This window comes from Schaalia turicensis ACS-279-V-Col4, from assembly GCF_000296505.1.
GTDB classification, from domain to species: domain Bacteria; phylum Actinomycetota; class Actinomycetes; order Actinomycetales; family Actinomycetaceae; genus Pauljensenia; species Pauljensenia turicensis_A.
Genome location: NZ_JH815208.1, coordinates 125867 through 148997, shown reverse-complemented (window position 1 = coordinate 148997; position 23131 = coordinate 125867). Strand labels below are relative to the sequence as shown.

The window sequence follows — 23131 nt, the reverse complement described above, 5'->3', positions numbered from 1 at the left end:
CCTCGTCCCCCATGATCAGCACTGTTTACGCCTAGGCTGAAAGACAAAAACACCAACCACACAGCCAAAAGGCGAATACTGAAAAAAGGGGAAGCGCGATACCCAACGTGGAACTCAAACCACCTGAGGTGGATGCATCGCCCCTAGCCCCGCACTGCGTTGACGGAGCGAAGGTAGAGATTCTGACCTTGCGCGCAGTCCCTCTTGGAGGCTTGTGCGCAATGACTGTCGCACGCACGCTACTCCAACGCCGGTCCCTCATTGGCGCGTGGTGCTTTGTTGACCATTACGGTCCCGACAGGGTCTTAGACGTTGGCGGCATGGGCGTTGCTCCGGAGTTCCCGCGCGTCACTATCAAACCGCGCCTCAACGTCGAGCCCGTCGCTCGGTTAGACGTGCGGGCCTGATCAGCGTCTCAAAGCCGAGCCTTCCAAACATTCATCGGGTCGGGCGTTTCGATCTGCAGTCGGGTGGTCAGCCAAGATGTTCCCAATCGTCTGCGTGAACCCAGCCGTTATCTGCGATCCAAGCTCATCACGTTACCGGCTGCACTTAGTGCGACGGTTTTGGGTGTTTGAGCCTGGATGTGTCGCGTGGGGTGTACTTGGTGCGGTCGTGGGGGTGGTTCTAGGTCAGTAAACTTAGAATGATATTGTCTTATTTCTCGGGCATTAGCCCGAATATCGCATTATCGAAAGTGCTTTTACAGCAAGCGCCTAAAACTGAATTTTGCTCTGTTGCCAGAGCGGGTCTAGTGGCATCCGAAGCGCGTCTAAGGCCTTGGAGTACACGCCTCCAAGGCCTTAGAGTCAGCGATTTAAAAGGGAAAAATCCCCACGGATTTAACCGTCAATTTGCGGAGACACGTCAACAAATTCGGTTATAGGCGCCGCCTGCTCACGTACCTTTTGCGCTTCGGCTTCGCTAACTATAGCCTCTGCCTTTTCTTCGGCATCACACCGCGCCTTGTAGTTTTCTATCTCATGCGCCTTGGCCGCCTCGTCCCAGCCAAGAATATCCGCAGATATTGTCGCAACCTCGTCAATAACAGCCAATCCGCGATCCCGATGCTCGTAAGAGAGTCTGGTGCGGCGCGCCAGTAAGTCTTCCACATGCAAAGCGCCCTCATGCAAAACACCAAACGCTATTTCTGCACGCAGATACTCTTCAGCGCCCTTAAGCTCCTTCCCTAAAGAAGGATCCTTCTCAATCATTTTGAAAATCAGCTTGATATCACTTCCGTACCTGTTTAACAGATCTTCTACGTGATCCACGCTCAAACCGTTTTTCTTTGCCAGCGCCTCACGCTGTTCCCACATAGCTTCATAGTCAACAGCTCCAGAAAGCGGAGTGCTTCTGGTAACGCACGGCATTTGCTTAGCCAGCTCCTTACCCAAGGCAAAATCAACAGCATCTTCAGCCATCTGCCTGTAACTCGTAAGCTTCCCACCTGCTATAACAGTGAGCCCCGGAGCAGCTTCGGTAACTGTGTGCTCCCTGGAAACCTTGGTTGACTTAGCCTTATCTCCGTCCAAAGTTCCTGGCTGCAACAAAGGCCGTAGCCCAGCGAAAGCCCCAATGATGTCATCACGTGTTAGCGGGTTAGCCAGCACCGAGTTCGCATGTTCAAGCAGATAATCAATATCCTCAGAATCAGGTACCGGTTCCAACCTGTTTTCATGGTATTTGGTATCAGTAGTTCCTATAACCCAATAACGCTTCCACGGGATTATAAACAACACAGACTTCTCTGTGCGCAAGAATAAACCAACTTTGGAATCAATCTTTTCCTTCGGCACAACAATATGAATGCCCTTGGAGGCCAAAACTTTCAAGCCACCCGTAGAACCGGAAAGAGACTGTGTTTTCTCAGTCCAAACTCCCGTTGCGTTAATGATGGATTTTGCCTTAACCACATGTTCAGCGCCTGTTTCCATATCACGAAGTTTGGCGCCAACCACCTTGTTTCCATCCTTGAGCATTTCAACAACCTGGGTACGATTCGCAGCCAAAGCGCCAAACTGAGCGGCCGTGCGAACCAGATTCACCACCAGACGGGCGTCATCCACCCTGGCATCGTAGTAAACCAAAGAGCCAATAAGTGCGTCTTTTTTCAACGCGGGCGCAAGCTCCAATGACCCTTTCTTCGAGTAGTGCTTTTGAATGGGCACTGAACCCCTATGTGCAAACTGTGCGATGGCGTCATACATTCCCACCCCAACAGCCGAATAAGCCCGCTCTATTACGCGCATTTTTATGGGCCACAAAAAAGGCTGTGCTTTCACCAAATGTGGAGCCGTGTGGGTAAGTAATAAGCCACGTTCCCTCAAAGACTCAGCAACCAAGGCAAAATTAAGTTGATAAAGGTATCGCAGACCACCGTGCACCAGCTTTGAAGATCGCGACGAAGTGCCGGAGGCCCAGTCTTGCGCCTCGACTATACCGACTCGTAAACCACGGCTTGCAGCATCCAGTGCGATCCCCGCTCCCGTAACACCTCCGCCAATCACTAAAACATCAAGCGGCTTTTCCTCCATGTTGCGTAGCGCCTCTTCGCGCTTGCTTGGCGATAACTGCGTTGTGAACATCGTAGCTCCAGTCGTATTAGTTGATTTAGGGCAACCCAATCAGCCCCTAAGGTTAGACTAACCTAAGTGAGCACTAATGGTCATCACGCTTGAACATTTTTTCACCGGCCTCTCGCCTTAGGGCATAAAATCACGTATTTACCCGTGAAAAATAACCCGGACTTAAAATAAGTAGAAAGAATTGTGTCCTTTGAAAACTCCCCAGGTCCGCTAAAAGCCCTAAAACAGTAAAGGGGCAATCAAAACAGGCCCTAATGCGCGGAAGGAAACATAAAATGGGGGTGGCGGTTATTAATCGAACCCCCGACAAGCTTTCGTTGGCCAATCACAGATGCGGCCAAAAGGAAGTATCAATTCTACTTAAGGGCAATGTAACCTCGCTGTGCGGCCTTTATTAAACGCCGTTCTGCGAGGGTGGACTGTGTGAGAAAACATCTAGCGGCACGGAATCCGGTAGCTACCACAGTCCTGACATCTTCCGAAGCGGGCATCAGTACTTCGTTGACATCCAGTGTTGCCCTGGTGAGTGCGGCTGCTGCCTCGACCTAGAGACCATCGACGTCGAGGGTTAGTCTGCCGGATTTAAATCCTTCAGTTGCCATGATGTTTCCTCTTCGTCCATACGCAATAGGCTGGGCTTAGGCTTCGGTATAGGCTGCGGATTCCTGGGAGAAGCCTGCGTGCTGTGAAGAGCGATAGCTAGTTCATTGGTGGTGACGTATTTGATGTAGTCGTACCAGTTGTTTGGAAAGCTCTGGATGCGGTGGATTTTCTTGTGTTTATTGGAAAATCGCAGGAAATAGAGGGAGAGGCTGAAAGGCTCTGTTCTTAGCTGGATGACTTGCGATTTTGGGAAATATTTTATGCGTATTGATGATTTCTCTTGTTCTCGGGTTCGCTAGGCGTTTTCGCGAGGCAAGATCGCTATCTCTAAACCGGCGAGTACGACTTCTATGATGATTTCAAAGTATTCCTGACTCATGCGGTCTTCGTTTTTCGGGTTGGCTAGCGGAATTAAGTAGCCCTGGATTATGTCGGTCAGCGTTGTGGAGCAGGCAGCTAGGGGCTGAAGTTGGGTAATCATTTGGCCTAGGTCGTGGCGCTGTTCCTGTTTGGTTGGGCTGCGCAAGTTGCGAGCAGTGATGCTCCACAGCGTCGTGTTGATGATAATTGAGTATGTGATGTGAATGTACTTGTTAAAACCAGCGTCCCGTAGTTTTTCGTAAGCCGCCTCCAAGATTGGTATAAACGCGGCGTCCATATGTCCATACATCAGTTTGTCGGTGACTCCGGGGAATTCAAGAAAGACGGGCCTGACATTTTCTGCTAGGGAGATGAACCAATCTTTCCATTCCAGCTGCTCGTCCGGTAGCTCGATGGTGCTAGTGATTTCGCCGATTACAGAAGCGGTAATGGCGTCACGGTTTTGGTAATGGTGGTAGATGACAGAGGGAACTACTCCCAGACGCTGCGCAAGGTCACGAATCGACCATTTTTCTAGACCGCACTCTCGGGTCAGTTCCATTGCGGTGTACGTGATCTTTTCCTGCGTCAGCCAGGCGCGTCTACCCGTGTTTACCCGCTTGTCTTTATTTCCCACGAAAACAGCATACCCTCAACCTCGACAATACTAGAACATTGTTCTAGTATTGTTTCGGCTTGATTGTCTGCTCACTTTGGAAAGGATGTTTTAATGTGCGCCACTAACGAACAAAACGAGAAAGTCGAATCAAAAATAACGGGACTGTTTCCCCTGTTTTTGACGGTGTTACTGGCGTATATGGGGCAGATGATTCTTAATCCAATTCTGGCTCCGCTATCGCGCGAAATCGGGTTGAAGGAATGGCATATTGGCGCCACCATTTCGTTAGCAGCCGTAATGTTTTCTCTTACCTCCACCAGGTGGGGACGGGTCTCATTGCGATGGGGATCTCGGCGTATCTTGCTTATTGGCATGCTTGCCGGAATCCTGGCTCTAGGCGGATTCGCTATGGTGGTGTGGCTAGGATTTAAGGGTCTGCTCACCGGCATAGCGTTGATTATAGGAGTAGTCATAACTAGGGGCGTGCTGTACGGCGGTGCCATCGCATCAGTTTCCCCAGCCGCGCAAACCTACGTTGTGACTCATACCTACAGTGAGACGCAACGGGTAAAAGGTGTGGGAGTCTTGGGCGCTGCGCAAGGATTCTCGTCTATTCTTGGAGCCTTAGTGGGTGGCAGCCTTGCAGCTATAGGAGGCTTCATGATGCCCCTGCTGGTGATGCCTCTGGTCATGCTTTTAGGCGTTGCCGTTTTGCTTCTAACATTCAAACCCACAGGTGGCGAAGAAAAAGTCGCTCAACCGGCAAAAGTTTCCTACTTTGATTCAAGAGTATTCGTGTTCCTGGCTTGCGGTTTCCTCATGTTTACCGCTTTTTCTACCGTGGCTACACTTTTCGGCTTTTTGCTGCAGGATGTTTTGAAGCTAGCGGCCGGCGCCACAGCAGGGTTCACCGCTTTGTGCATGTCAATAATGGGTGTGGTGATGATACTGGCGCAGGCCTTGGTGGCTCCAAGGTTAAACTGGGGTGCTAAAAAACTCTTTAGAAGAGGATTAATAATCGTTCTTCTCGGGTTACTGCTCTTGGTTTATCCACTAAATCTTGGACTGTTCATCGTGGCCAGCATCTTGACAGGCTTTGGTCTAGGTCTGGCGATGCCTGGCTACAACACGGCGCCTACTTTGCAAATGAAGCCCGAAGAGCAAGGTGGGCTGGCCGGGTTGATTAATGCTAACAATGGTGCAGCCTATGTAGTGGCACCGATAGCCTCCACCGCACTTTACGGACTCTCTCCGTGGCTACCAATGACATGTTGCACAGTTCTGATAGCTGCGGCAGTTTTGCTGAGTTTTTATCATCCCGAGTTCCGCGAATAATCTCTTTATGATTAGAAGCAAAAACCATAAAAATCCCTGCTAAAGCGGTGTTGACTTCAGAACTATGATGTCTAGTCGCTGCGAGATTCAAACAAACTTAAACGTCTCAAAAACCCCATGTAAATACGGGGGCATTCAGCTCAATCGCTTGTAATGGTGTGTATATTCTTCTTGGTAATGACCCTGAAGCTATTGAGAACACCTGGTGTTACATCGGCAAGACTGAAAACTTTGTTGAGCGTTTACGCGATCATGACAAAAAGAAGCCGTAGCGGGAAAGAGAATCAGCCAACGAGTGGACAACGTCGACGAGGAGTGTGCCAAGCTTCCCGTCATAAACGCGCCGATAGCTTGCGCCAGGACGATGCTAAACACGAGTCCGAACGCGATCGCAAGCTTGTTACGCAGGTGAGGGTCCGTGGCGATCTCTTGCGCACTCGGCCCGTAATCGTGGTGGTGTTCGTTCACGATGACTTCCTTGTAGAAACCCGGCTCGTGAATCCCTCGTTCACTCTTGTAGGCACATGTCTGAGCAGGTGTTGATTTGGTCGAGGTGGATAGCGTGGTCGGCGGCTTCGGTGACGAGTTCGGCGTCGTGGGTGATGACGATGACGACGGCACCGGTATCGGCGAGTTTGCGCATCACTTGAGAGATTGCGACGAGGTGCTTGTAGCCAACACCCGAGGTCGGCTCGTCAAAGATGTAGACATTTTTGTTCGCTGCAAGTGCTGTGGCGATGACCAGGCGTTGGCGCTGCCCGCCAGACAGCGCTTGCGGATGATCGGACTTGTGCTCCGCAAGATCGAGTTCTTCAAGGATCGCCTGGGCGTCGATGTGTTGTTTTTCGGCTCTCGTTATCCCGAGCGTGACTTCGTCAATGACGGTGTCTGAGAACAGCTGCCGGGTGGGGTCTTGCATGACAAGGTATGTGTCCCGGCTGGCGAATTTCTGTCCATTGAGTGTGATGGATGCACCTTTGGCCTTTTCAAGTCCGCAGAGGATCCGTGCCAGTGTTGATTTGCCCGACCCGCACGGGCCCAACAGTGCGCTGATTTTCCCTGCCGGAAAGAGCACATGGTCGATGTTGAGAACCGTTTTCCCGTGCCGGTAGGCGAAGGTGAGATTGCTGATCTCCAGCCCATCTCCTGCCGGTTGCGGAAGTTGTGGCATAGACACAGTCACTAGGGATCGCAGTCCAAGCTGTTTGCGCTCCTCATCCGAGGTAGCGTAGAACTCTTCGCCGGTTGCGGTGAGGGCGATGTTACCTTTGTCGAAGCAATAGACGCGGTCGACGATCCCGGAAAGGAAACTTAGCCGGTGTTCAGCAATGATGATGGTGTGTCCATCGGCTTTGAGCCTGGCGATGAGTGTGGCGAGTTGGTCGATAACGTCAGCGGACAAGTTCGCGGTCGGCTCGTCAAAGACGATCAGCGACGTGTTGTTGCACATGGCGACGGCGCAGGCCACGCGTTGCATCTGCCCACCCGACAGTTGTGTGACGCGGGATTCCAGCAGGTCGGCGATGCCTAACTCGGTAGCGACTTCGTTAATGCGCGCACAAATCTCCTGCGGGTCGCGGCCGAGGTTTTCTGGGCCGAAGGCGAGTTCTTGACGCACGTGAGTGGTGTAGAACTGGGTGCGCGGGTTTTGAAACACTGTCGAACAGTGGTGGGCAAGGCGTGGCAGGTCGGCTCGTGCCACGTCAATGTTGTCGACTGTGACGCTTCCGGTAAGGCCGCCGTCGTGGAAGTGCGGGATCAGCCCGTTAAACAGCCGTAGCGCGGTAGTTTTCCCAGACCCTGACGCGCCACACAGCAAGGTGACGGTTCCAGGTGTGATGGTGATGGTTGCGTCATTGATTGAGGGGTGGTCTGCTCCTCGATAGGTGAAGGTGACCCCAGTTGCTTGGGCTGTTGTCATAGGACGATTCTCCATATCGCGAAGCCGATAACGATGAGCAGAATGACTGCGTCGATCACACGGAATTTCACGACTGTGACTGAGGTGGGCTTTGCGGTTCCGCCCAGTCCGCGCACGAGGGCAGCAGATGCCAGTTCGTCCCCGCTGCGTACCACGGTCGATAGCAGCGGGATTGTGAAGTACTGGGCCGCGCGCAGGGAAAGCGCGGACATGCCGCGTAGCTTCATCGCATCTGAGATCGCTTTAACCTCGTGGCCGATCACGGGCAGCACACGTAAGGCAACCGAGATTGGGATCGTGAAACAGGTTGGGATTCGTGAGCTGGCGAGTGCTTTTTGCAAGGTGGCGGGTCGGATCACGCCGATCGCGTAGGCTCCCATTCCTGCGCTGACACTGAATCGCCACATCCACTGCAAAAACAGCACGAGGAACGCGCTGGCCGTTGACTTCCACACCAGTGGTATCGCGAAGACGAGCCCGCCGAGGAGCGCAAACGTGGCCAGGTAGACGGCCACCCAGCTCGGGCGCACGAGCGTGTTGGGATTGATCGCAGCGCTCGCCAGCATCACGGCGGCGAATCCGCCCAGAGTACACACGAACCACGGCGAGTAGGCACTGTAGATCGTGGTGGAGACGATGACGAGCGCTGCGATAATCGTGCGCGGGTCGGGAAGTTTAGACAAGACCGGCCCGTTCAAAGTGCTTACGCGCCACCCGGGTTCCCAACAGACCAGCAAGCCAGCCCACGATGAGCATCACGACGAAGAAGCCCAGCAGAATCGGAATCGTGACGACCTGCGCCATCTTGGCAGCGTAGTCTGCGCCCATTTGTTCGGCGATCTGCGACATATATGCGTCTTGGTTCATAAATAGCGGCATCCACGGTGACACGTAGATCGGCAGAATAAACAGTGCGTATGCCAGCGGAACGCGAACCTTCACGCTCTTCGGCCCCTTGGTGATGACTAGGTCGGCGAGCAGGCCGAACACAGCGGCCACCGCGATGCCGCCCACCCAGTGGCCGGTCACGAAAAAGAGGATTTCGATGATAATCAGCGTGATTGTCAAAGCCCCCATCTTCGGAGTGCGTGCTGTGAACAGCGCAAAGACGATGCCGTTAACGAGGATCGAAAGCAAGAAACCGGCATACATGGCGGCGGGAATGAACCCGAGCATTCCGAATGCAAATACGATGACGAACATCAAAGCGGTGAAGACGCCAATGTTGATGAAGTCGCGCGTGTTGAGGCGCGAGGACGTGCGTGTGGACATAGTTATTCCTTTCATGATTGTGAACAGTTCTGTGTTTAGACGAGTTGCCATCCGGCAGCATTGATGCGTTCTTGCCAGAAATCGCGGTATTGACCCGGCTGGTTAACCAGCTCATCATGGCACCCGCGCTGGGCGATACGCCCACCGTGGGAGAGCACAATGATTTGGTCAGCTTGGCGAATGGTTTCCAGTTTGTGGGCGATGACGATCAACGTGGAGTGCCTGCGTAGCTCGTTCATTGCCGCAACAATGTTGGCTTCGTTTTCCGCGTCCAACGCGCTGGTGGCCTCGTCGAACAGCACGATCGGGGCTTTCTTCACCAAGGCGCGAGCGATGGACACACGTTGACGTTCCCCACCCGACAGGGCGCGTCCGCCAGCTCCGGCCAGTGAATCCCAGCCATCTGGGAGCCGGTTGACGATTTCCGTCACGCCCGACAGATCAGCCGCCCATCGAATCTCTTCAGCGGTGGCTTCGGGGTTGCCAAGGCGAATGTTAGCCTCGAGCGTGTCATTGAATAGGTAGACGTCTTGGAAGACCAGGGATATCTGGCGCATCAAATCTTCGGTGGTCTGCTCGCGCACGTCCACTCCGCCAACGCGCACGCTGCCGGACTGCACATCCCAGAAACGTGCAACCAACCTCGCGATTGTGGTTTTTCCGCAGCCGGAAGGGCCAACCAGGGCACACATGCCGCCTTGCGGGACATGGAAGGAAATATCGTGCAGCACCGGAGTGTCCGGATCGTAGCCGAAGGTGACGTCCTCGAAACGAACATCGCCAGGAGCGCTCACCGGTGTGGAGACATCGGGTTCGGACAGTTCGGGAGCGTCCATGACCTTGTCGACGTGATTCATCTGCTGGCGGCGTTCTTCCAGCCCGGTCATGCAGCCACCGATGTCTTGGAGCATGGTGGTGAACCGCAGGCACATGCCGATGGTGACCACAGCGTTCAACGCATTCATCTGCCCGCCGAGGGCGAGTTGGGCGGTCAGCCAAATCATTACTACGACAAGCGCTTGGACGAACATTCCGTTTATCAGGTTCGCTAATGTTTCGATCCACAATGCTTTGCGGCTTTTGCGGTCAGCCTGTTTGAATGCCCGATCAAGGGCCGGGTAGTCGTCGGCGACGTGACAGGAACGCAATGCACCTTGGCAGGTGGCGAATTCGACCATGCGAGCCGCCAACTCTGACTCGGCTGGTTCGGAAACCTGCTTACCTTTATCAAGAAGCACGCGGGAAATATGGAGGAAGGCGAGCATGATCGGGAAGGCGATCGTCAAGGTCAGTCCCAGCCGCCAATCCCAGAACCAGGTTCCCACAGTGACTACGAGCACGGCCGAGAGTTTTTGGACGAGGGCGAAAATGAAATGTGCCGCTGATTCGCCCAAGTTCATCATTTCCTGGGTGACCATGCGTGACAGCCGTCCAGAACTACCCGAATCGAACACTCCCAATGGTAGGCGGGCTACCTTGTTGCCGACCGCTTGGTGGACGTCGTGAATGAACCCGAGCGCGCCGATATAGCCGGTGCGCATGCCATAAAACTCCGTGCCCACGCCCAGCACCGCGATTACCACCAAGGCGATGAGCCAGCCCCAAAACGACAGCCCCCACACCGGCATTCCGGTCGCTAGGGCACTTGCTGCGGGAAGCAGAGCCAGCAGGGCAAAGCCGTGACACAGTCCTGAGACCGCACCCCACGCTTGACCGACCGAGAGGTCTCGCCACGAGGCGGGTTCCATCAAACGCTTAAAGCGTGGCAGCAATAGTTGATTCATCGTGTCATCTCCTCGCATGCACCTTGGGCAAGAAGTGCCTGATAGTGCGCATTATCCACCAGGTCGTCGTGCGTACCGACCGCAGCAATGCGCCCGCGTTCCATGACGACGATTTGATCTGCCCCTCTGATCGAGGCCAGTCGGTGGGCGATCACTATCACGGTTCTGCCTTTGGCAAGAGTCGAGAGAGCTTGTTGGATTTTCGATTCTGATTCCGGGTCCGCCATCGCCGTCGCCTCGTCCAACACCAACACTGGGGCATCAACCATGAGCGCCCGTGCGATCGCGATACGGGCTGCCTGCCCGCCCGAAACGTGGGTGTCCTCCCCCAACACGGTGTCGTAACCATCTGGCAGGCTCATGATGAACTCATCGATCTGCGCTGCCCGCGCCGCCTGCCGCACCTGATCCAAGGTTGCGTCTGGCGCGCCCAGGGCAATGTTGTTGTGGATGGTGTCGCGAATAAGCTGTGCATCTTGCAGGACAAATGCGACCGTCGAATACAACACATCCTGGGAAATGCTCTTTAGATCAACCCCGCCGATGGTGATCATGCCAGCGTCCGGGTCATCGAAGCGGGCCATCAAACTCGCCAACGTCGACTTCCCCGCACCCGACGGACCAACCAGCGCGGTCACCGTGCCTGCCGGAACGCTCAGGCTCACCTCGTCTAATGCCTGGGTGTCGTCATAGGCATACGACACACCCCGAATCTCAATATCATGACCCTTTGGTGTCTGCGGCATATCTGGCTGAGGCAATGCCGGTAGCTCCATGACATTCACCAGCCTCACTGCCGCAGACCCTGCGAGCTGGTACGACCAGGCGATGGTTGCGACTGTCATCAACGCTCCCGGCAACACCAAGGCGATCAACGTCGTCGTTATCACCTCGTAGATGCTCACCCAACCGGCGTTCATCATCAACGCGCCACCGCCAAGGTTCACGATCAACAACACCGGGATCGACACCCACGAAAATGAGGCAACCGCCATCGACACCAGCGGCATACACCACGCCCGGTAGAACTTAGAAAACTCGTTAGCTGCATCTAAATAGGCTTTATGTGCTTGGCCGACCTTGCCGAACGCTTTCACCACTGAGATACCGGCAACGAACTCGGCCATCGTTGCCGAAACCTGAGCGAGCTTGGTGTCCATTTGCGCAGTCTTCTCATTCATCCCACGCATCGACATGCCATACATGCCCACATAAATCGGAATCGTCGTAATCGACAGCAACGCGAGTCGCCAATCCACCACAAACGCATACATCAACAAGGCGAGCGGGGAGACGATCGCGTTCAGTTTCTCGATCGGCCCGTGCGCGATCACTGTGTGCACCGTGGACGTATCATCCTGAATGGTCTTGCGGATCTTCCCCTCACCCTCGCGGGTAAACCACGACAGCGGAGCAGTCGACATTCGGGCGGCAATTTGCCGACGCATCTGATTACGCAACGACAGGTCAATAAAATGCGTCACGCCCAATGCAACAAAATATAAGGTCAACCGGGTCATGTATGCGCTGACGAGAAGCATGACAATCCAGTTCACCCGCGCCGGGTCCATCTGGTCTTGCATAAGTTCTCTGCCAAGCTCCACCAGAGCCACATACGGGGCAATAGCCAACACACCAGAGAGAAAAGCCAAAACCTGCGCGACGAACAGCTTGCCTTTCACCGGCTGCGATAGCTGACGGATTGCGTTCTGGCCAGCGACAGATTTTTCCTTCGCGGACCCATACTCACCGTCAACAACCTGATCCATTGCACTATCGTCCATGCAAACACCATCCTTCTTAGGCAAGGCTAATCTTATCTAAATTCTGGGAGGTGTACTTAACTGTGCACGTCAACCGCTACAACATCATCCTTGCAGGGCCATGCTCACCTGTTCACCGGTACGGAATACGAACCGGATCCCGTCCTCGTCTACGATGGCGTGGTCGATCAGTGCGCTCCACTGCGCGGGGCGAAAATCGTTCACAGGTTCGCCCGCCAGATCGCCTAGGGCTGTGGTGACGGCGGCATGCTTGGCAGTGTTCGCTGCAATATCTGCCTCTAGGCTCGCTTTGCATGCGAGTGTCTTACGGTAGGCAGTATCGAGCTCGGTGTACTTCTTCGACCTCAACAGTTGGTCGATTGTCGGCGAACACATCCAGCACATCCGTCAGTGGGGTGGCCACGAGATACGTCTGCGGCGCTGGCGGCGATGCCGTCGATATTGACGGTGACTGTGCCTGGGTAGTCGATGAGCATGTTGTAGATCTGCGCGGCAGCCACCACATCACCGCCAGGCGAATTGAGCCAGATCGTCACCGGACGGCCTGACGTGGTGCCGCCGAAGAAGAACGAGTAGCCACCGCCGGTAAGGGTGTGATCGTCAGTTTTCCGGGTGGTGTCACCACGTAGCCACTTGATTAGCCTCATTGAGATTGACTCCATGCGATAATAGACAAATGGACGAAGTCTCTGTTGCAGAAATGACGAAAAGCATTGAAATGGCCTTGGAAGATGACAAACCTTGCCTGCGCAATGCTCCATTTGATGAATTCCCTGATATCGAATTCCGGTGGTTTCTCACGCGCGATTTGAATAAGGATGAGCCAGAGAATGTCAAGGCATCTTCTGAACAGATCTCAAGTTCGGGCACCCATCTCATCTTTATCGGAATGAACCCCGCCGAGGCGACGTATTTCGGACCAACTAGCGAGGGAGGTGATTCAACTTGCGCAAGAATTGTCAACGCATTTGCTGGCAGATACTTACCGGAAAACTTCTACCCGGTCTCTCGCCTTAGTTTCTTCAATCTCATTCCTATTGTGCATCAGCGGCCTTCCGAAGCTCAGCAAAAGTGGAACAAAGTAAGTAGTTATCATACAGAGATTCTGGCAACCAATCTCGAAGTATTAAGCAGACTGCTTACCATCAAAGATAACTTTATTTTAATTCCCGCTTTCGGCGTGAAAATGAAACCCTCAGACTGGAGATGGAAAGGATTTGAAAAAATCTTCCCACTTCTAAAGGGCACCTTTGATGATATGGACATCTCTGATAGGAATGACCGCCTGCTTTCCGTGAGAAATAACTACCACCCAAGAGGTTGGCCATCAAACGAAACCCTCGGAACAGCTTTTTCACCAGCCTGGGAGAAGCTTGAGTGTTTAGCTAGAAAGAGTCAAAGGAGTAGAAGCCCCCGCTCGTCATAAACGCTGCCGCTCACGTGTCCGGTACCGTTTCGGATCGCACGATCGAGCGCCATGATGGTGGCAACCACGCCGTCAATCTTCTCCGTGCTCTTTTACTTGTCGGGCTTGATGTTCCCGGCCGGATCCGTGCGTACGTGAATGTTATCGACCATCCATGACAGGACGCTTCACCTAGCCCGCAAAATCTACCAGCTCCTCAGCAAAGAACTAACCAAGAAACACGTCACTCTAGTAGCTTGACAAATATAGAAGCATCAGACAGATACTCGGGAGCCTCTGGTATAGGCGCTCCCGTGCGCCTTTTTGTGACTGTCGGGTTCAACGCACCAGGCCTCGTGCCCGCATTCAAGCGATATCCGCCCCGATCAGCATTATCCATAGCAATGCAGGGAAACCCTTCTTGTAGAATGAAAACCTATTGGGGCATACAACTCCTGATGCCGTTGCCGTATCAAAATGTGTAGCGAAAAGTTGAAGGGACTGGTCATCAAAAAAATATCTGTGTTTCTTGTATCCGCTCTGGCATATTTTGTCGGTGCGTGGCTTTTCGCCGCCATCTTTCAACGGTGCAAGGATCAGGATCAGAGATTTTTTGTGATCTTCTTATTATTGCCAATCATGTATGTGTGTTTCACGATTCTTCTTCTGCTTTTCAATAAACATATCATCGGTATTCAATCTGCCCGCACGTTGCAACTTTCAGCAGGAGCCTTTATCGGACTCTCAGCTTTTCTATTTTCACTCGATGGTGTTGGCTCGTTAGTTCATAGTGATTCTTTTTCTCAACTGCTGAGCCAGTTTTCCGTTCCCACCATCGGCGCTCTTGTTGTTGGTGGTGTAGCGCTTGGGTTTAGCGTTTTACCCAAGCGCCACATCAAGGAAAAGACCAAATCAATTATCAGTAGATGAATTCAGCTAGCTTTCGGCAAGCTGCCAAACGAATCTCTAGTGAAGTTGGCTTATCTTTGACTAGGTATGGTGAGGGAAAGGGCACTGATGCGTGATATCGTCAAAATCGCTCTGGTCTATGCCGTATGTGTTCTGGTATTCCAGACTGTTTTTCTCAGCGACCTGGTGTGGGTGCTGTACCCTGCGGCAGTCATTGAACCGATTCTCATACCTGTAGTCGCATTATTAATCACCCGGAAAATCCAGGTAGCAGACTGGCAGCTAAACTTTTTTGTTTTGCCACTCTTGCTTTACTGCTTTGGCTTGGTTGCTGACAGTATGGCATTTTGGATTTCAACTGGAGGAAGCGTGTTTGCAACCGGAAATCACATTTGGTATCCAGTAGCTCCAAATTCCCCTTGGGATGTTAAATGGTGCGGACTTTACGGAATCCCAGCTGTCATTTTCATGGCAGGCTACCTGATTCGTTTAGCGGCTCTTCGTACTTGGGCGTGGGTCATAGGTTGAGTCTTCCGCTGACGAGGAGTGTGCGGAGGCGGTAGTTTTCGGGGTTGCGGAAGCCGCGTGCGATGCGTCTGGCGAGTTCGATGATGCCGTTGATGGCTTCGGTGCTGCCGTTGGTCGCACCGCCGGTGGTGAAGTAGCCCAGGAACGCGTTGCGCCACTGGTTGAGGGTCCGCCCAAGGCGGGCGATCTCGGGGATCGGGCATGACGGGAAGGTGGCGAGGAGCTGTTCAGCGAGTTTCCGGCCTTGGGTGGGTGTGGGCTGGTGGTAGATCGCACGCAGTTGTTGCGCGTATTGCCACGCGACCTCGACGCTGACGTGTTCGTCACGAGCGGAGAACGCTGCTTCAAGCCGTTGTCGCTGCTTGTCGGTGAGTCGTTCCTGCGCATCACCTCACACCCACGCTCAAGTACGAAGAGCCGGTTAACCACAAGCTCGTCTACAAACTCATGGACCAGATGGGCTTGAAATCCAAGGTCAGGTCACGTAAGAAGTACAACTCCTACCAAGGCCAGACTAGCCACATTGCCGAGAACCTCCTGAACCGCAACTTCACGCCAGAACAACCCAACACAGTGTGGGTGAGTGATGTCACCGAGTTTCGGGTGGCTGGCACGAAGGTCTATCTCTGACCGATCATGGATCTGAGCGACCGGAGCATTCTGGCACACGAGTTGTCGACATCCCCGTCAACAAAGTTCACCTCTACCTCGTTAAAGAATGCGATCACGTGGCATGAACCTGGTGAAGGGTTGATGGTACACACTGACCAAGGGATCCAATACCAGCACTCCAGTTGGCGCCAGTTCATTGAGTCCGTTGGTGGCCTCCAGTCGATGTCGCGAAAGGGCAACTGCTACGACAACGCGGTGATGGAGAACTTCTTCGGTCACCTGAAGACCGAAATGTACTACGGCGAGCACTGCGCCAGTGTTGATGAACTGTACCGGGCCGTAGATGATTACATCTTCTGGTACAACAACACCCGGCTTCAAAAACGTTTCAAGGGCCTGACCCCGATGCAATATCGGAATCAAACCCTTGAAACCCTAACCACCTAGAATTAAACCAGTCCAACTTTCGGGGGCTAGTTCACTTGGTGCCGAGGACTCCTTTCATGGAGGTTTTGTAAAAGCCCTGGGTAGGCAAAAGCTTTCTGTTGATACTTTTGTAAGCGCGCTTTCCAAAGTTGCCAGGCTTGCAGCTTTATCGATTCAATCCTTCGGCACTCGTTATTGGCTAGCAGAAAACTAGATTCTACAGCGCCAGGCAGTTAGATAACGGAAGCTATCTTCCGCTTACAAATTGGATGAATTAATAATATGTACAACACGCTACAACTATTTTTTGTTTAACCTGCCAGCTTATTTCCAAGAAAGGACGCGATGAGATTTTTTGAGATCACCTGTTCGGGCTGCAACCACATTGACTATCAGAAAATGTGCGAGGGTCTGGTGGTGGAGTACGTCTACATCGATTACGTCTCCGAAGATTTTAGGAGCGGCACAACTTTAGGGGCAGTGACGAAAAATAATTCTCTGGAAATCAGCGCCCTTAAGTTTTTGCTGAATAACCAATTTCTTGCAGAAACCCACAAATATCAACCAGACGCAGAATTTGAAATATTCGATTGTAATCTCGAAATCAAGATTGAGGAAGTCACCTATCAACGGCTAGCTACCATTTACTACCGAGGCACTGAAAGACTGCTCCGCAGGGCAAACTTACAGGAATTGTGGGAACTGCACTATCGAGGAAATTTTGTATCAAATCCTCTAACCAGCAGACTTATCTCCGCAGACACTGACTTAACCAGCCTGCAACACCAGGCGGTCACCAGCTCTTACGACCGTAGTCTCGGAGCTGAACTCGAAAGAATCAGGCAAGCACCACCAAATCAATCTGTGGTTGTAAATTACGTAATTGATGTCGCCCATGCCGCGGATGCTCACGAAGCTGGCGATATCTTACTCCAGGCACTCGCAAGCGCCGGGCGGACAGCCAGTCGCTATGTTTATAATTTTGATTTTTTTCAACTGGAGGTCGCGGACAGGACTGGCTCGCAAAAAGAATCGGTGAACGAAAACCTGGCTAACGCTTTTTGCGACTCCACGTTGGTTATCGATTATTCGCGCCTCAAATACGGTTCTCGGCAAGAGAGCCGCGCTTATGAAGTACTGGCTCAATTACTGAATCATATTGCGGTGCATGCTCGAGAAATACAGATCGTGTTCTTAGTATCCAAGCCCAGTGCCAATCTGATTGAGAACTTTAGCAAGCACACTCCGCTTCCGGTGGTTCTACTAGAACCGGATCCCACCCCGAAAGCATCCCAGTTGACCGTAAAAGAGGCTCGTCGCTTGCTGGTTCAAAGGCTACATGTCGCCGGATACTCTCCCGAAGGGGATCTGTTCGAGCACTTGTTGGAAACGACATTTTCTGATGCTTCTTTTAACGGCACCATTGAAGATCTGGCAAACCAGTGGATAAACGACTACAGCCTAGCCACCAACTACAGTTGTTACGCTGATGCTGTTGTGCTGCCCAAAGACCCTTTCAAGCGTGAACCTGCAGGCTTGGAGCGCCTCCACGAACTCATCGGGCTCGAGGAAGTAAAGAAAGAAATTATGCGCATTGTGCGCAGTTACCGCGGTGAAGTCCGCGCGCGCCGCCTGGGTATGGCTCCCGCAGATACCTCGTTGCACTGTGTCTTCCAAGGTCCTCCCGGAACTGGTAAGACCGAAGTTGCCCGGGTCTACGGCGAAATTCTACGTGACTTAGGAGTACTGTCTGAGGGCAGGATGCTGGAGGTTTCGGGACCTCGCCTTGGAGAGGTCAGATTTGACGTGACCGACATCTTCCGGAGGGCGAAGGGATCAGTTATTTTCATCGACGAAGCCTACGCGATATCACCGGTCTTTATTCCTGAGTTGATTGCTTGCATGGAAAATAACCGCTCCGACACGGTTGTCATTCTGGCCGGTTACCGGGGTGCGATGGAGAAACTCTTGTCTCAGAACGAGGGATTCCGCTCGAGAATCGGTTCCATAATCGATTTTCCCAATTACACCACTGACGAGCTCCTGGAAATTTTTGATCTTATGGCTGCTCAGCAAAGCTTGAAGCTGACCGAGGAAGCTCGCCACCTGGTACATAATCGGCTTGCGGGTGCCGGAAGGCGGATTGATCAGGGCAATGCTAGGTTCGCACGAAATTTGTTAGCCGATATTCGCAAGCGCCAGCAAGAGCGACTGGACTTATGGGTAACCACCAACACTTCCGATGACTCTGGCGAAGGGGCTGCAAAAGAACCTGAGCTAACCCTGGAACAGGTGCAAACCATTGCAGCGGAAGATGTACCCATGCCCGATAAAGAGCTGATTCCTGCCACCGAGCAATTAGATAGACTCATAGGTCTACAAAACGTAAAAACTGAGATTAAACGCCAACTCGACTTCGTTGAGATTCAAAAACTTCGACGCAAAGTTAAGCTTTCTACTCGCTTCAATCCCATGCACATGGTATTCACCGGGAACCCCGGAACTGGGAAAACCGAAGTTGCGCGGTTAGTCGGAAAAATAGCCCACGAACGTGGCATTTTATCCGTGGGTGATTTTTTTGAGGTTTCGAAGGCACAGCTGATATCCCCGATACCGGGAACCGCGGCCCAACTCGTCAGCCAGGTTTTTGAACAAGCTCGCGGGTCAGTGCTCTTTATCGACGAAGCCTATTCCCTGGGGGATGGGGCAGCAGGCAAAGACGCAGTGGACGCGATGGTGAAGCTGATGGAGGATATGCGCGAGGAAATCATCGTGATTATGGCGGGATACACGGATGAAATGCGGGAATTCCTAGCTGCTAATACCGGATTCCGCTCGCGGGTGCGCACCACGATCAAGTTTCCTGATTATTCGCCTGAGGAGCTCACCAGCATCTTCACCTTCCTCACTGAAGAGGATGGATATACCCTTGATCCTGCAACGCCGGCTAAAGCCGCCAAGATTTTCCGCGCCATGGGATCACGCATAAGCAGCGGTAATGGGCGCTTCGCACGCCAGTTATTGGAAGAAGCGAAGCTCTATCAGGCAGAGCGGCTAAAGAAAATTAGCGACAAGGGACAGTCCCTGAACACGGGTGAGCTTGAGATGCTCCTGCCAGAAGATCTAGTTATGAAGACGGATCAGCTAGCTGCCAAGCAGAGAATAGGATTCACTGGCAAGTAGATTCACCCGAGCTGAGATCTTTAAAGCATTTAAATAACTGCTCAGTTTTAGAAGAATTTATAATCTCTTCTGCTCGAGCTTTCCACAATTCCTTTACCCGCTCAACGCATTTGTAGGGATTTGTTATAGTCGGGCTTGGCTATTACCCGCTCACCGCATTTCTGGGGATTGGAATCGTCATCCTCTATCTTTGTATAGCAACGAACGCAGTGTCTATCAAGGAATCCCGGATCATCCGGATTATTCAGGTTCTCTTCTATATAGGAGAAAGCAAAATCATAGCGGTCACCCTTCTGGGACTGACGACCAATTTCTTCGGGGATAGCCCAAAAATTTGCCAGGCAGTGGTAGCCATCAAAGTATTCTTGAAGCCAGGTAGGAAGTTCCCCGTTTTCTTCAACTTTTTTCCGCTTCGCACAACGCTTAGTACTTCCGTCAAAGAACTGATTGGCCACCGAATTGAAGGAGTTCATAGTATCGCCAGCGAACTCATGACAACGAAAGTCCCCATCACTTTTAAGCATTTCCTTGCCATAAAGAATTTTATAAAAGACAATCGCGAGGTCGCTCATATCCGGATCCCCATTCTGATAACAATAACGTGTATCGCTAGTCAAGATGACGTTATGTTTATCGTCAATTTCTAAGACTTTACTTCCCTCACACTTAATGGGGGTGAGTAGTATTTTTCGCAACCAGTTGCGGTCAGATTCGTCAAGATTACTCATTTTTCTCCCGGTATTTCCGTAAGGTTTCTTCCAATGTTTTAGTGATTTCTTCCCGCAGCTCCGGCGGGGAAAGCACCTCTACAGAACCGGCATACTGCAATGCCCACCACACCATGGCATTTGGTTGGGCTCTCACATGTACTCGGTAGCAGTCACTGCCACCATCGGGCACAACCTGTGCATCTGGGAACCAAGAAAAAGTGCCGTCAAGCCCGCCGGTTACCCTATATATGACGTCAACCGCCTGCCCGCTAAAAAAGTAGGGTCGCTCGTTTACGTACCTAACGAAATCAAAAGCTGAGCTATCGACACTGTCCGCAGCGCCCTCTAAAATCTTGATGTCGCTGATCCTATCGATTACGAAATGAAATATCCGGGTATTTTCGTTCGGGTGCGGATCTTTGCCCGCAAGCAGGTAGTAGTCCCCTCTTTTAAAAACCGTGGTGTAGGGATAGAACTCGTACTTTTTCCCGGATTCTTTCAAAACAGCCTGGTCTCTGAGCCTGCTAGATTCTGATCGCTGTGTTTTTCCCCGTCGAGATCGCTGATTCGGAGAGCAGTATTTCCCTGGAGCCTGGCGCCCCTTTGCCTCTGACCGCAACGCCACGTGGCTATAGGAGAAGCGAATTTTGTGCCCCCCACTTATAGCGCTATCAAGCTCAAGCAGAGTAGCTGGCACCCCTTTGAACATGGGGCGATCTGGGAAAAGTATTTGCCCGCTTTCGAGGTGTTCTGGTTTTACACTCGCCAGAGATGCCAGAAGGCTGCGCAAGTCGGAGACGTCATCCGGGTAAAATCGTGACATCTGCAGCGCATCGGCAAGCACTCGCATTTGGGCAGGGCTAATAATGGCGGTGGCAAACCAGTTGGTGCGTCTTTCCTCTGGGGGCACAGGGCTTTCGCCCTCTATATCAGCGAACTGTTGAACCCGAATTCCGAACGGCAACCGGTTCCCTAAAGATTTGAGGTAATGCAGATATTCGCGCGCGGTTCTCTCCGAGATTTCAGGAGGGTTCCATTCCAGATTCCCGCTGGCGAAGTCTTGGGTCAGGCGGAGCGCCGTCGCTCCCTGATTAGGACTGGTGTTTTCCAGCAAATACTTTAAAATAGCGAGCGCATAACCGCGTTGCGTATGTGCCTGAGACTTTTCCGATTTGCTGTTACCCATAACCCAAGGCTAATTCATTCGCGATAAAACCGGAAGAGTTTTTCCGTATTAGTTGCAAGAATTCCGCGGTCTCCGGCAGCCGATTCCGGGAGCCAATAGAAAAATTAGTTGCTTGGCAGACAGGCGCCTAGGATTGGCGAAGACCTCCTAGCGTCGCTAGATACGACCATAGGCGCACCAACTAACGGCAGTAGCTAGGAAGAAATTTTAAGCAGGACTAAGCTTCCTCGATCAGTTCGGCCGCCTTGGCGGCGAGCTCTGCATCAAATTTCCCGTAAGCCTGATCTAAGGAAGCACCCAAATCTGCCTTATCCAGCAGCTCTGCGCCAGATACGGTCACTACTTGATCCGCAAATTTTGAAAGTTCTGCGTGTGCCGCTACCGCTTTTTGGGCACGTTTTTCCCCTTCGAAAGGAATAGGCATGGTCACCACGGCAGAAACCTGAGCCCCTAGTTCTTTGCCGATTTTGGCTACAAAAGGTGCCGCGCTAGAGCCGGTAAAGCCCCCCAATCCTGCGAGCACTACGACTGCGCTGGCACCGTCAAGTGCTTTGCGAATCTCACCCGCATGCAAGTTGAGGACTTCTTGCCACTTCTCGTCGTCGACCTCGGAGACTCCCTCGATGTCGGGGCTGGCTAACGCAATCTTTTCTTGAGCCTGCGCCTGATCTAAACTGTCTTGCGGCCGATTCACGACAATGGTTTGCACGGAGGTTCCCGTTGCTGCGACTTCCTTCGCAAACTTCTGAGTGAAAACCTCAAGAACCGTGGTGCCCATTCCCCCGGCACCAACAACTGCGGTTACCTTGCCCATGACTCCTCCAAAAAGCTAGCTGCAAATGATGTTTCCTTAGCTTACAAGCTACGGAAATAATACGGCAGATTACTTCCGTTTTACTGTTTCTCACTTACCATTAAGTATTATCCAGTTTCTACCTGCCTTATAGCAGGAAATCTATTATCCCTCACCGTGAAAACCGCGAGCAGCATTAGTTTCCCAGTAAAATACCACCAAGGAGAAAACCATGTTTTACGCGATGAGTGACATACATGGGCACTTGGATGCTTTGGAAGACGCGCTGAAACGTATTCCCGATTTGGAGGCAACCTTAACTGGTGACCCAGAGACAAACAGGCTGATTTTTCTTGGTGATTATGTTGATCAAGGATCCCACAGCCGCGAAGTATTGCAGCGCATTTTCGACCTGCAAACTACCTACCCCGACAATGTGGTGGTCATCAAAGGGAATCATGACGAATGGTTTATCGAGTTCCTGACTACCCGTGACCTCCTGGCGACAACCACCTATATCCCCGAAACCCTACTGAGCTTTTTGGACGGGGCAGACCGCGAAGCGGTAAAAACCGAACTCTCGTCCAGGGATCCCGAGACAGCCCTACAGGTGATCCGCGACCAGATTCACGCCGATTATGCTCAGCTGGTGCGCTGGCTAAAAAACTTGCCGACTTACTGGAAAACCCCAACCCAGGTGTTTGTTCACGCCGGCATTGATGAGGACGCGCAGGAATACTGGGAGCAAGGAACCTCTGAAGACATCATGCTAAACAAATTCCCCGCCACTACCGGCCCGTTCCTGATAGATATTATTGCCGGTCACATCGGTACCTACGCTTTAGCTGGTGACCAAAATTTCCATGACATCTACTTTGACGGTTCCTCGCATTACTTTATCGACGGCACCGTCGAAGTATCCGGTCGCATCCCGGTTCTAACCTATGACCCCACTACCGGCCGCTATGGATCGATCTAGCAGACCCCAAACAGCTCTAATCTAATGTCATCGCATTCGGTGACATTATGAAGCGTCCTGGGTTTTGTTCCTCGGTTTTTCGAGGAGGATTGGGTTATGGCCCAACGTTATTTGCAAGAGTTCAAAGCTTGAGC

General features: G+C 52.3%; 19 protein-coding genes and 4 pseudogenes. 9 read left to right on the top strand and 14 right to left on the bottom strand.

Features of this window, described 5'->3' with window-relative positions:
• Nucleotides 1–107 precede the first annotated feature (107 nt).
• Nucleotides 108–407 (top strand): hypothetical protein, encoded by a 300-nt coding sequence (locus HMPREF9241_RS00665; RefSeq protein ID WP_040318328.1) that lies wholly within the window; start codon nucleotides 108–110, stop codon nucleotides 405–407.
• Between the two features lie 435 nt (nucleotides 408–842).
• Here HMPREF9241_RS00665 and HMPREF9241_RS00660 read toward each other — a convergent pair whose 3' ends face one another.
• Nucleotides 843–2588, bottom strand: coding sequence for a glycerol-3-phosphate dehydrogenase/oxidase (locus tag HMPREF9241_RS00660; protein WP_006680340.1), 1746 nt, complete (start codon nucleotides 2586–2588; stop codon nucleotides 843–845).
• 898 nt (nucleotides 2589–3486) lie between these two features.
• Nucleotides 3487–4188, bottom strand: a complete 702-nt coding sequence (locus HMPREF9241_RS00655) for a TetR/AcrR family transcriptional regulator (protein ID WP_006680338.1) — start codon at nucleotides 4186–4188, stop codon at nucleotides 3487–3489.
• 93 nt (nucleotides 4189–4281) lie between these two features.
• On the opposite strand from HMPREF9241_RS00655, the gene HMPREF9241_RS00650 reads away from it, so the two are divergent.
• The gene (locus HMPREF9241_RS00650; protein ID WP_006680337.1) at nucleotides 4282–5505 is read left to right on the top strand and encodes an MFS transporter; all 1224 of its coding nucleotides are present in this window, start codon (nucleotides 4282–4284) and stop codon (nucleotides 5503–5505) included.
• Between the two features lie 158 nt (nucleotides 5506–5663).
• A complete protein-coding gene (locus HMPREF9241_RS09180) occupies nucleotides 5664–5777 on the top strand; it encodes a GIY-YIG nuclease family protein (protein WP_243440748.1) in 114 nt (37 codons plus the stop codon).
• A 236-nt stretch (nucleotides 5778–6013) separates the two neighbouring features.
• Here HMPREF9241_RS09180 and HMPREF9241_RS00645 read toward each other — a convergent pair whose 3' ends face one another.
• The 7 genes and pseudogenes from HMPREF9241_RS00645 to HMPREF9241_RS09680 all read right to left on the bottom strand — a co-directional run.
• Entirely contained in the window at nucleotides 6014–7426 is a 1413-nt protein-coding gene (locus tag HMPREF9241_RS00645; RefSeq protein WP_006680336.1) for an ABC transporter ATP-binding protein, read from the bottom strand.
• Nucleotides 7423–8109: an energy-coupling factor transporter transmembrane component T family protein gene (locus HMPREF9241_RS00640; protein ID WP_006680335.1), complete on the bottom strand. Its 687-nt coding sequence runs from the start codon at nucleotides 8107–8109 to the stop codon at nucleotides 7423–7425. Before HMPREF9241_RS00640 ends, HMPREF9241_RS00645 begins: the two co-directional genes overlap by 4 nt.
• Nucleotides 8102–8698, bottom strand: a complete 597-nt coding sequence (locus HMPREF9241_RS00635; protein ID WP_006680334.1) for an MptD family putative ECF transporter S component — start codon at nucleotides 8696–8698, stop codon at nucleotides 8102–8104. The genes HMPREF9241_RS00640 and HMPREF9241_RS00635 overlap by 8 nt, the downstream gene beginning before the upstream one ends.
• Before the next feature lie 35 nt (nucleotides 8699–8733).
• Nucleotides 8734–10482 carry an ABC transporter ATP-binding protein gene (locus tag HMPREF9241_RS00630; protein WP_006680333.1) on the bottom strand — a complete coding sequence of 583 codons (1749 nt, stop codon included), beginning with the start codon at nucleotides 10480–10482 and terminating at the stop codon, nucleotides 8734–8736.
• Nucleotides 10479–12266 (bottom strand): ABC transporter ATP-binding protein, encoded by a 1788-nt coding sequence (locus HMPREF9241_RS00625; protein WP_006680332.1) that lies wholly within the window; start codon nucleotides 12264–12266, stop codon nucleotides 10479–10481. Before HMPREF9241_RS00625 ends, HMPREF9241_RS00630 begins: the two co-directional genes overlap by 4 nt.
• Before the next feature lie 84 nt (nucleotides 12267–12350).
• On the bottom strand, nucleotides 12351–12614 hold the full coding sequence (locus HMPREF9241_RS00620; protein ID WP_243440747.1) for a hypothetical protein: 264 nt from the start codon (nucleotides 12612–12614) through the stop codon (nucleotides 12351–12353).
• Between the two features lie 59 nt (nucleotides 12615–12673).
• Nucleotides 12674–12805 (bottom strand): annotated as a pseudogene (locus HMPREF9241_RS09680) (ATP-dependent Clp protease proteolytic subunit); the annotation flags it as partial.
• Nucleotides 12806–12942: 137 nt separating this feature from the next.
• Here HMPREF9241_RS09680 and HMPREF9241_RS00610 point away from each other — a divergent pair.
• Nucleotides 12943–13692, top strand: a complete 750-nt coding sequence (locus HMPREF9241_RS00610) for a DUF1643 domain-containing protein (RefSeq protein ID WP_006680329.1) — start codon at nucleotides 12943–12945, stop codon at nucleotides 13690–13692.
• Here HMPREF9241_RS00610 and HMPREF9241_RS09535 read toward each other — a convergent pair.
• Nucleotides 13662–13856 (bottom strand): annotated as a pseudogene (locus tag HMPREF9241_RS09535) (terminase TerL endonuclease subunit); the annotation flags it as partial. The gene HMPREF9241_RS00610 and the pseudogene HMPREF9241_RS09535 sit on opposite strands and share 31 nt — an antisense overlap.
• Nucleotides 13857–14148: 292 nt before the next feature.
• On the opposite strand from HMPREF9241_RS09535, the gene HMPREF9241_RS00605 reads away from it, so the two are divergent.
• Together HMPREF9241_RS00605 and HMPREF9241_RS00600 are read left to right on the top strand one after the other, a co-directional pair.
• Nucleotides 14149–14601, top strand: a complete 453-nt coding sequence (locus HMPREF9241_RS00605; protein WP_006680328.1) for a hypothetical protein — start codon at nucleotides 14149–14151, stop codon at nucleotides 14599–14601.
• An 87-nt stretch (nucleotides 14602–14688) separates the two neighbouring features.
• Entirely contained in the window at nucleotides 14689–15108 is a 420-nt protein-coding gene (locus HMPREF9241_RS00600; RefSeq protein WP_006680327.1) for a hypothetical protein, read from the top strand.
• On the opposite strand, the pseudogene HMPREF9241_RS08870 reads toward HMPREF9241_RS00600, so the two are convergent.
• Nucleotides 15098–15478: pseudogene (locus tag HMPREF9241_RS08870) on the bottom strand (ISL3 family transposase); the annotation flags it as partial. The gene HMPREF9241_RS00600 and the pseudogene HMPREF9241_RS08870 overlap by 11 nt on opposite strands.
• 50 nt (nucleotides 15479–15528) lie before the next feature.
• Between HMPREF9241_RS08870 and HMPREF9241_RS00595 the strand changes: the two are divergent.
• Together HMPREF9241_RS00595 and HMPREF9241_RS00590 are read left to right on the top strand one after the other, a co-directional pair.
• Nucleotides 15529–16167, top strand: a pseudogene (locus tag HMPREF9241_RS00595) (IS3 family transposase); the annotation flags it as partial.
• Between the two features lie 324 nt (nucleotides 16168–16491).
• Nucleotides 16492–19329 carry an AAA family ATPase gene (locus tag HMPREF9241_RS00590; RefSeq protein WP_006680324.1) on the top strand — a complete coding sequence of 946 codons (2838 nt, stop codon included), beginning with the start codon at nucleotides 16492–16494 and terminating at the stop codon, nucleotides 19327–19329.
• A gap of 101 nt (nucleotides 19330–19430) precedes the next feature.
• Here the strand turns inward: HMPREF9241_RS00590 and HMPREF9241_RS09175 are convergent, their stop codons facing one another.
• From HMPREF9241_RS09175 to HMPREF9241_RS00575, 3 genes are all read right to left on the bottom strand, one after another.
• Nucleotides 19431–20057, bottom strand: a complete 627-nt coding sequence (locus tag HMPREF9241_RS09175; protein WP_006680323.1) for a hypothetical protein — start codon at nucleotides 20055–20057, stop codon at nucleotides 19431–19433.
• Nucleotides 20050–21225: a helix-turn-helix transcriptional regulator gene (locus tag HMPREF9241_RS00580; protein ID WP_006680322.1), complete on the bottom strand. Its 1176-nt coding sequence runs from the start codon at nucleotides 21223–21225 to the stop codon at nucleotides 20050–20052. Before HMPREF9241_RS00580 ends, HMPREF9241_RS09175 begins: the two co-directional genes overlap by 8 nt.
• Nucleotides 21226–21442: 217 nt before the next feature.
• Complete coding sequence (locus HMPREF9241_RS00575) at nucleotides 21443–22039, bottom strand: FtsZ/tubulin family protein (RefSeq protein ID WP_006680321.1); 597 nt, start codon at nucleotides 22037–22039, stop codon at nucleotides 21443–21445.
• 211 nt (nucleotides 22040–22250) lie between these two features.
• Here HMPREF9241_RS00575 and HMPREF9241_RS00570 point away from each other — a divergent pair, with 211 nt between their 5' ends.
• Nucleotides 22251–22997: a metallophosphoesterase family protein gene (locus tag HMPREF9241_RS00570; protein WP_006680320.1), complete on the top strand. Its 747-nt coding sequence runs from the start codon at nucleotides 22251–22253 to the stop codon at nucleotides 22995–22997.
• Nucleotides 22998–23131 lie beyond the last annotated feature (134 nt).

Bases quoted from the DNA above. Each gene is read 5' to 3' on its own strand.
- HMPREF9241_RS00580 (WP_006680322.1), bottom strand. From the start codon at position 21,225: ATGGGTAACAGCAAATCGGAAAAGTCTCAGGCACATACGCAACGCGGT.
- HMPREF9241_RS00575 (WP_006680321.1), bottom strand. From the start codon at position 22,039: ATGGGCAAGGTAACCGCAGTTGTTGGTGCCGGGGGAATGGGCACCACG.
- HMPREF9241_RS00610 (WP_006680329.1), top strand. From the start codon at position 12,943: ATGGACGAAGTCTCTGTTGCAGAAATGACGAAAAGCATTGAAATGGCC.
- HMPREF9241_RS00600 (WP_006680327.1), top strand. From the start codon at position 14,689: ATGCGTGATATCGTCAAAATCGCTCTGGTCTATGCCGTATGTGTTCTG.
- HMPREF9241_RS00630 (WP_006680333.1), bottom strand. From the start codon at position 10,482: ATGAATCAACTATTGCTGCCACGCTTTAAGCGTTTGATGGAACCCGCC.
- HMPREF9241_RS00635 (WP_006680334.1), bottom strand. From the start codon at position 8,698: ATGTCCACACGCACGTCCTCGCGCCTCAACACGCGCGACTTCATCAAC.
- HMPREF9241_RS00605 (WP_006680328.1), top strand. From the start codon at position 14,149: ATGTGTAGCGAAAAGTTGAAGGGACTGGTCATCAAAAAAATATCTGTG.
- HMPREF9241_RS00570 (WP_006680320.1), top strand. From the start codon at position 22,251: ATGTTTTACGCGATGAGTGACATACATGGGCACTTGGATGCTTTGGAA.
- HMPREF9241_RS00660 (WP_006680340.1), bottom strand. From the start codon at position 2,588: ATGTTCACAACGCAGTTATCGCCAAGCAAGCGCGAAGAGGCGCTACGC.
- HMPREF9241_RS00590 (WP_006680324.1), top strand. From the start codon at position 16,492: ATGAGATTTTTTGAGATCACCTGTTCGGGCTGCAACCACATTGACTAT.
- HMPREF9241_RS00645 (WP_006680336.1), bottom strand. From the start codon at position 7,426: ATGACAACAGCCCAAGCAACTGGGGTCACCTTCACCTATCGAGGAGCA.
- HMPREF9241_RS00625 (WP_006680332.1), bottom strand. From the start codon at position 12,266: ATGGACGATAGTGCAATGGATCAGGTTGTTGACGGTGAGTATGGGTCC.
- HMPREF9241_RS09175 (WP_006680323.1), bottom strand. From the start codon at position 20,057: ATGAGTAATCTTGACGAATCTGACCGCAACTGGTTGCGAAAAATACTA.
- HMPREF9241_RS00650 (WP_006680337.1), top strand. From the start codon at position 4,282: ATGTGCGCCACTAACGAACAAAACGAGAAAGTCGAATCAAAAATAACG.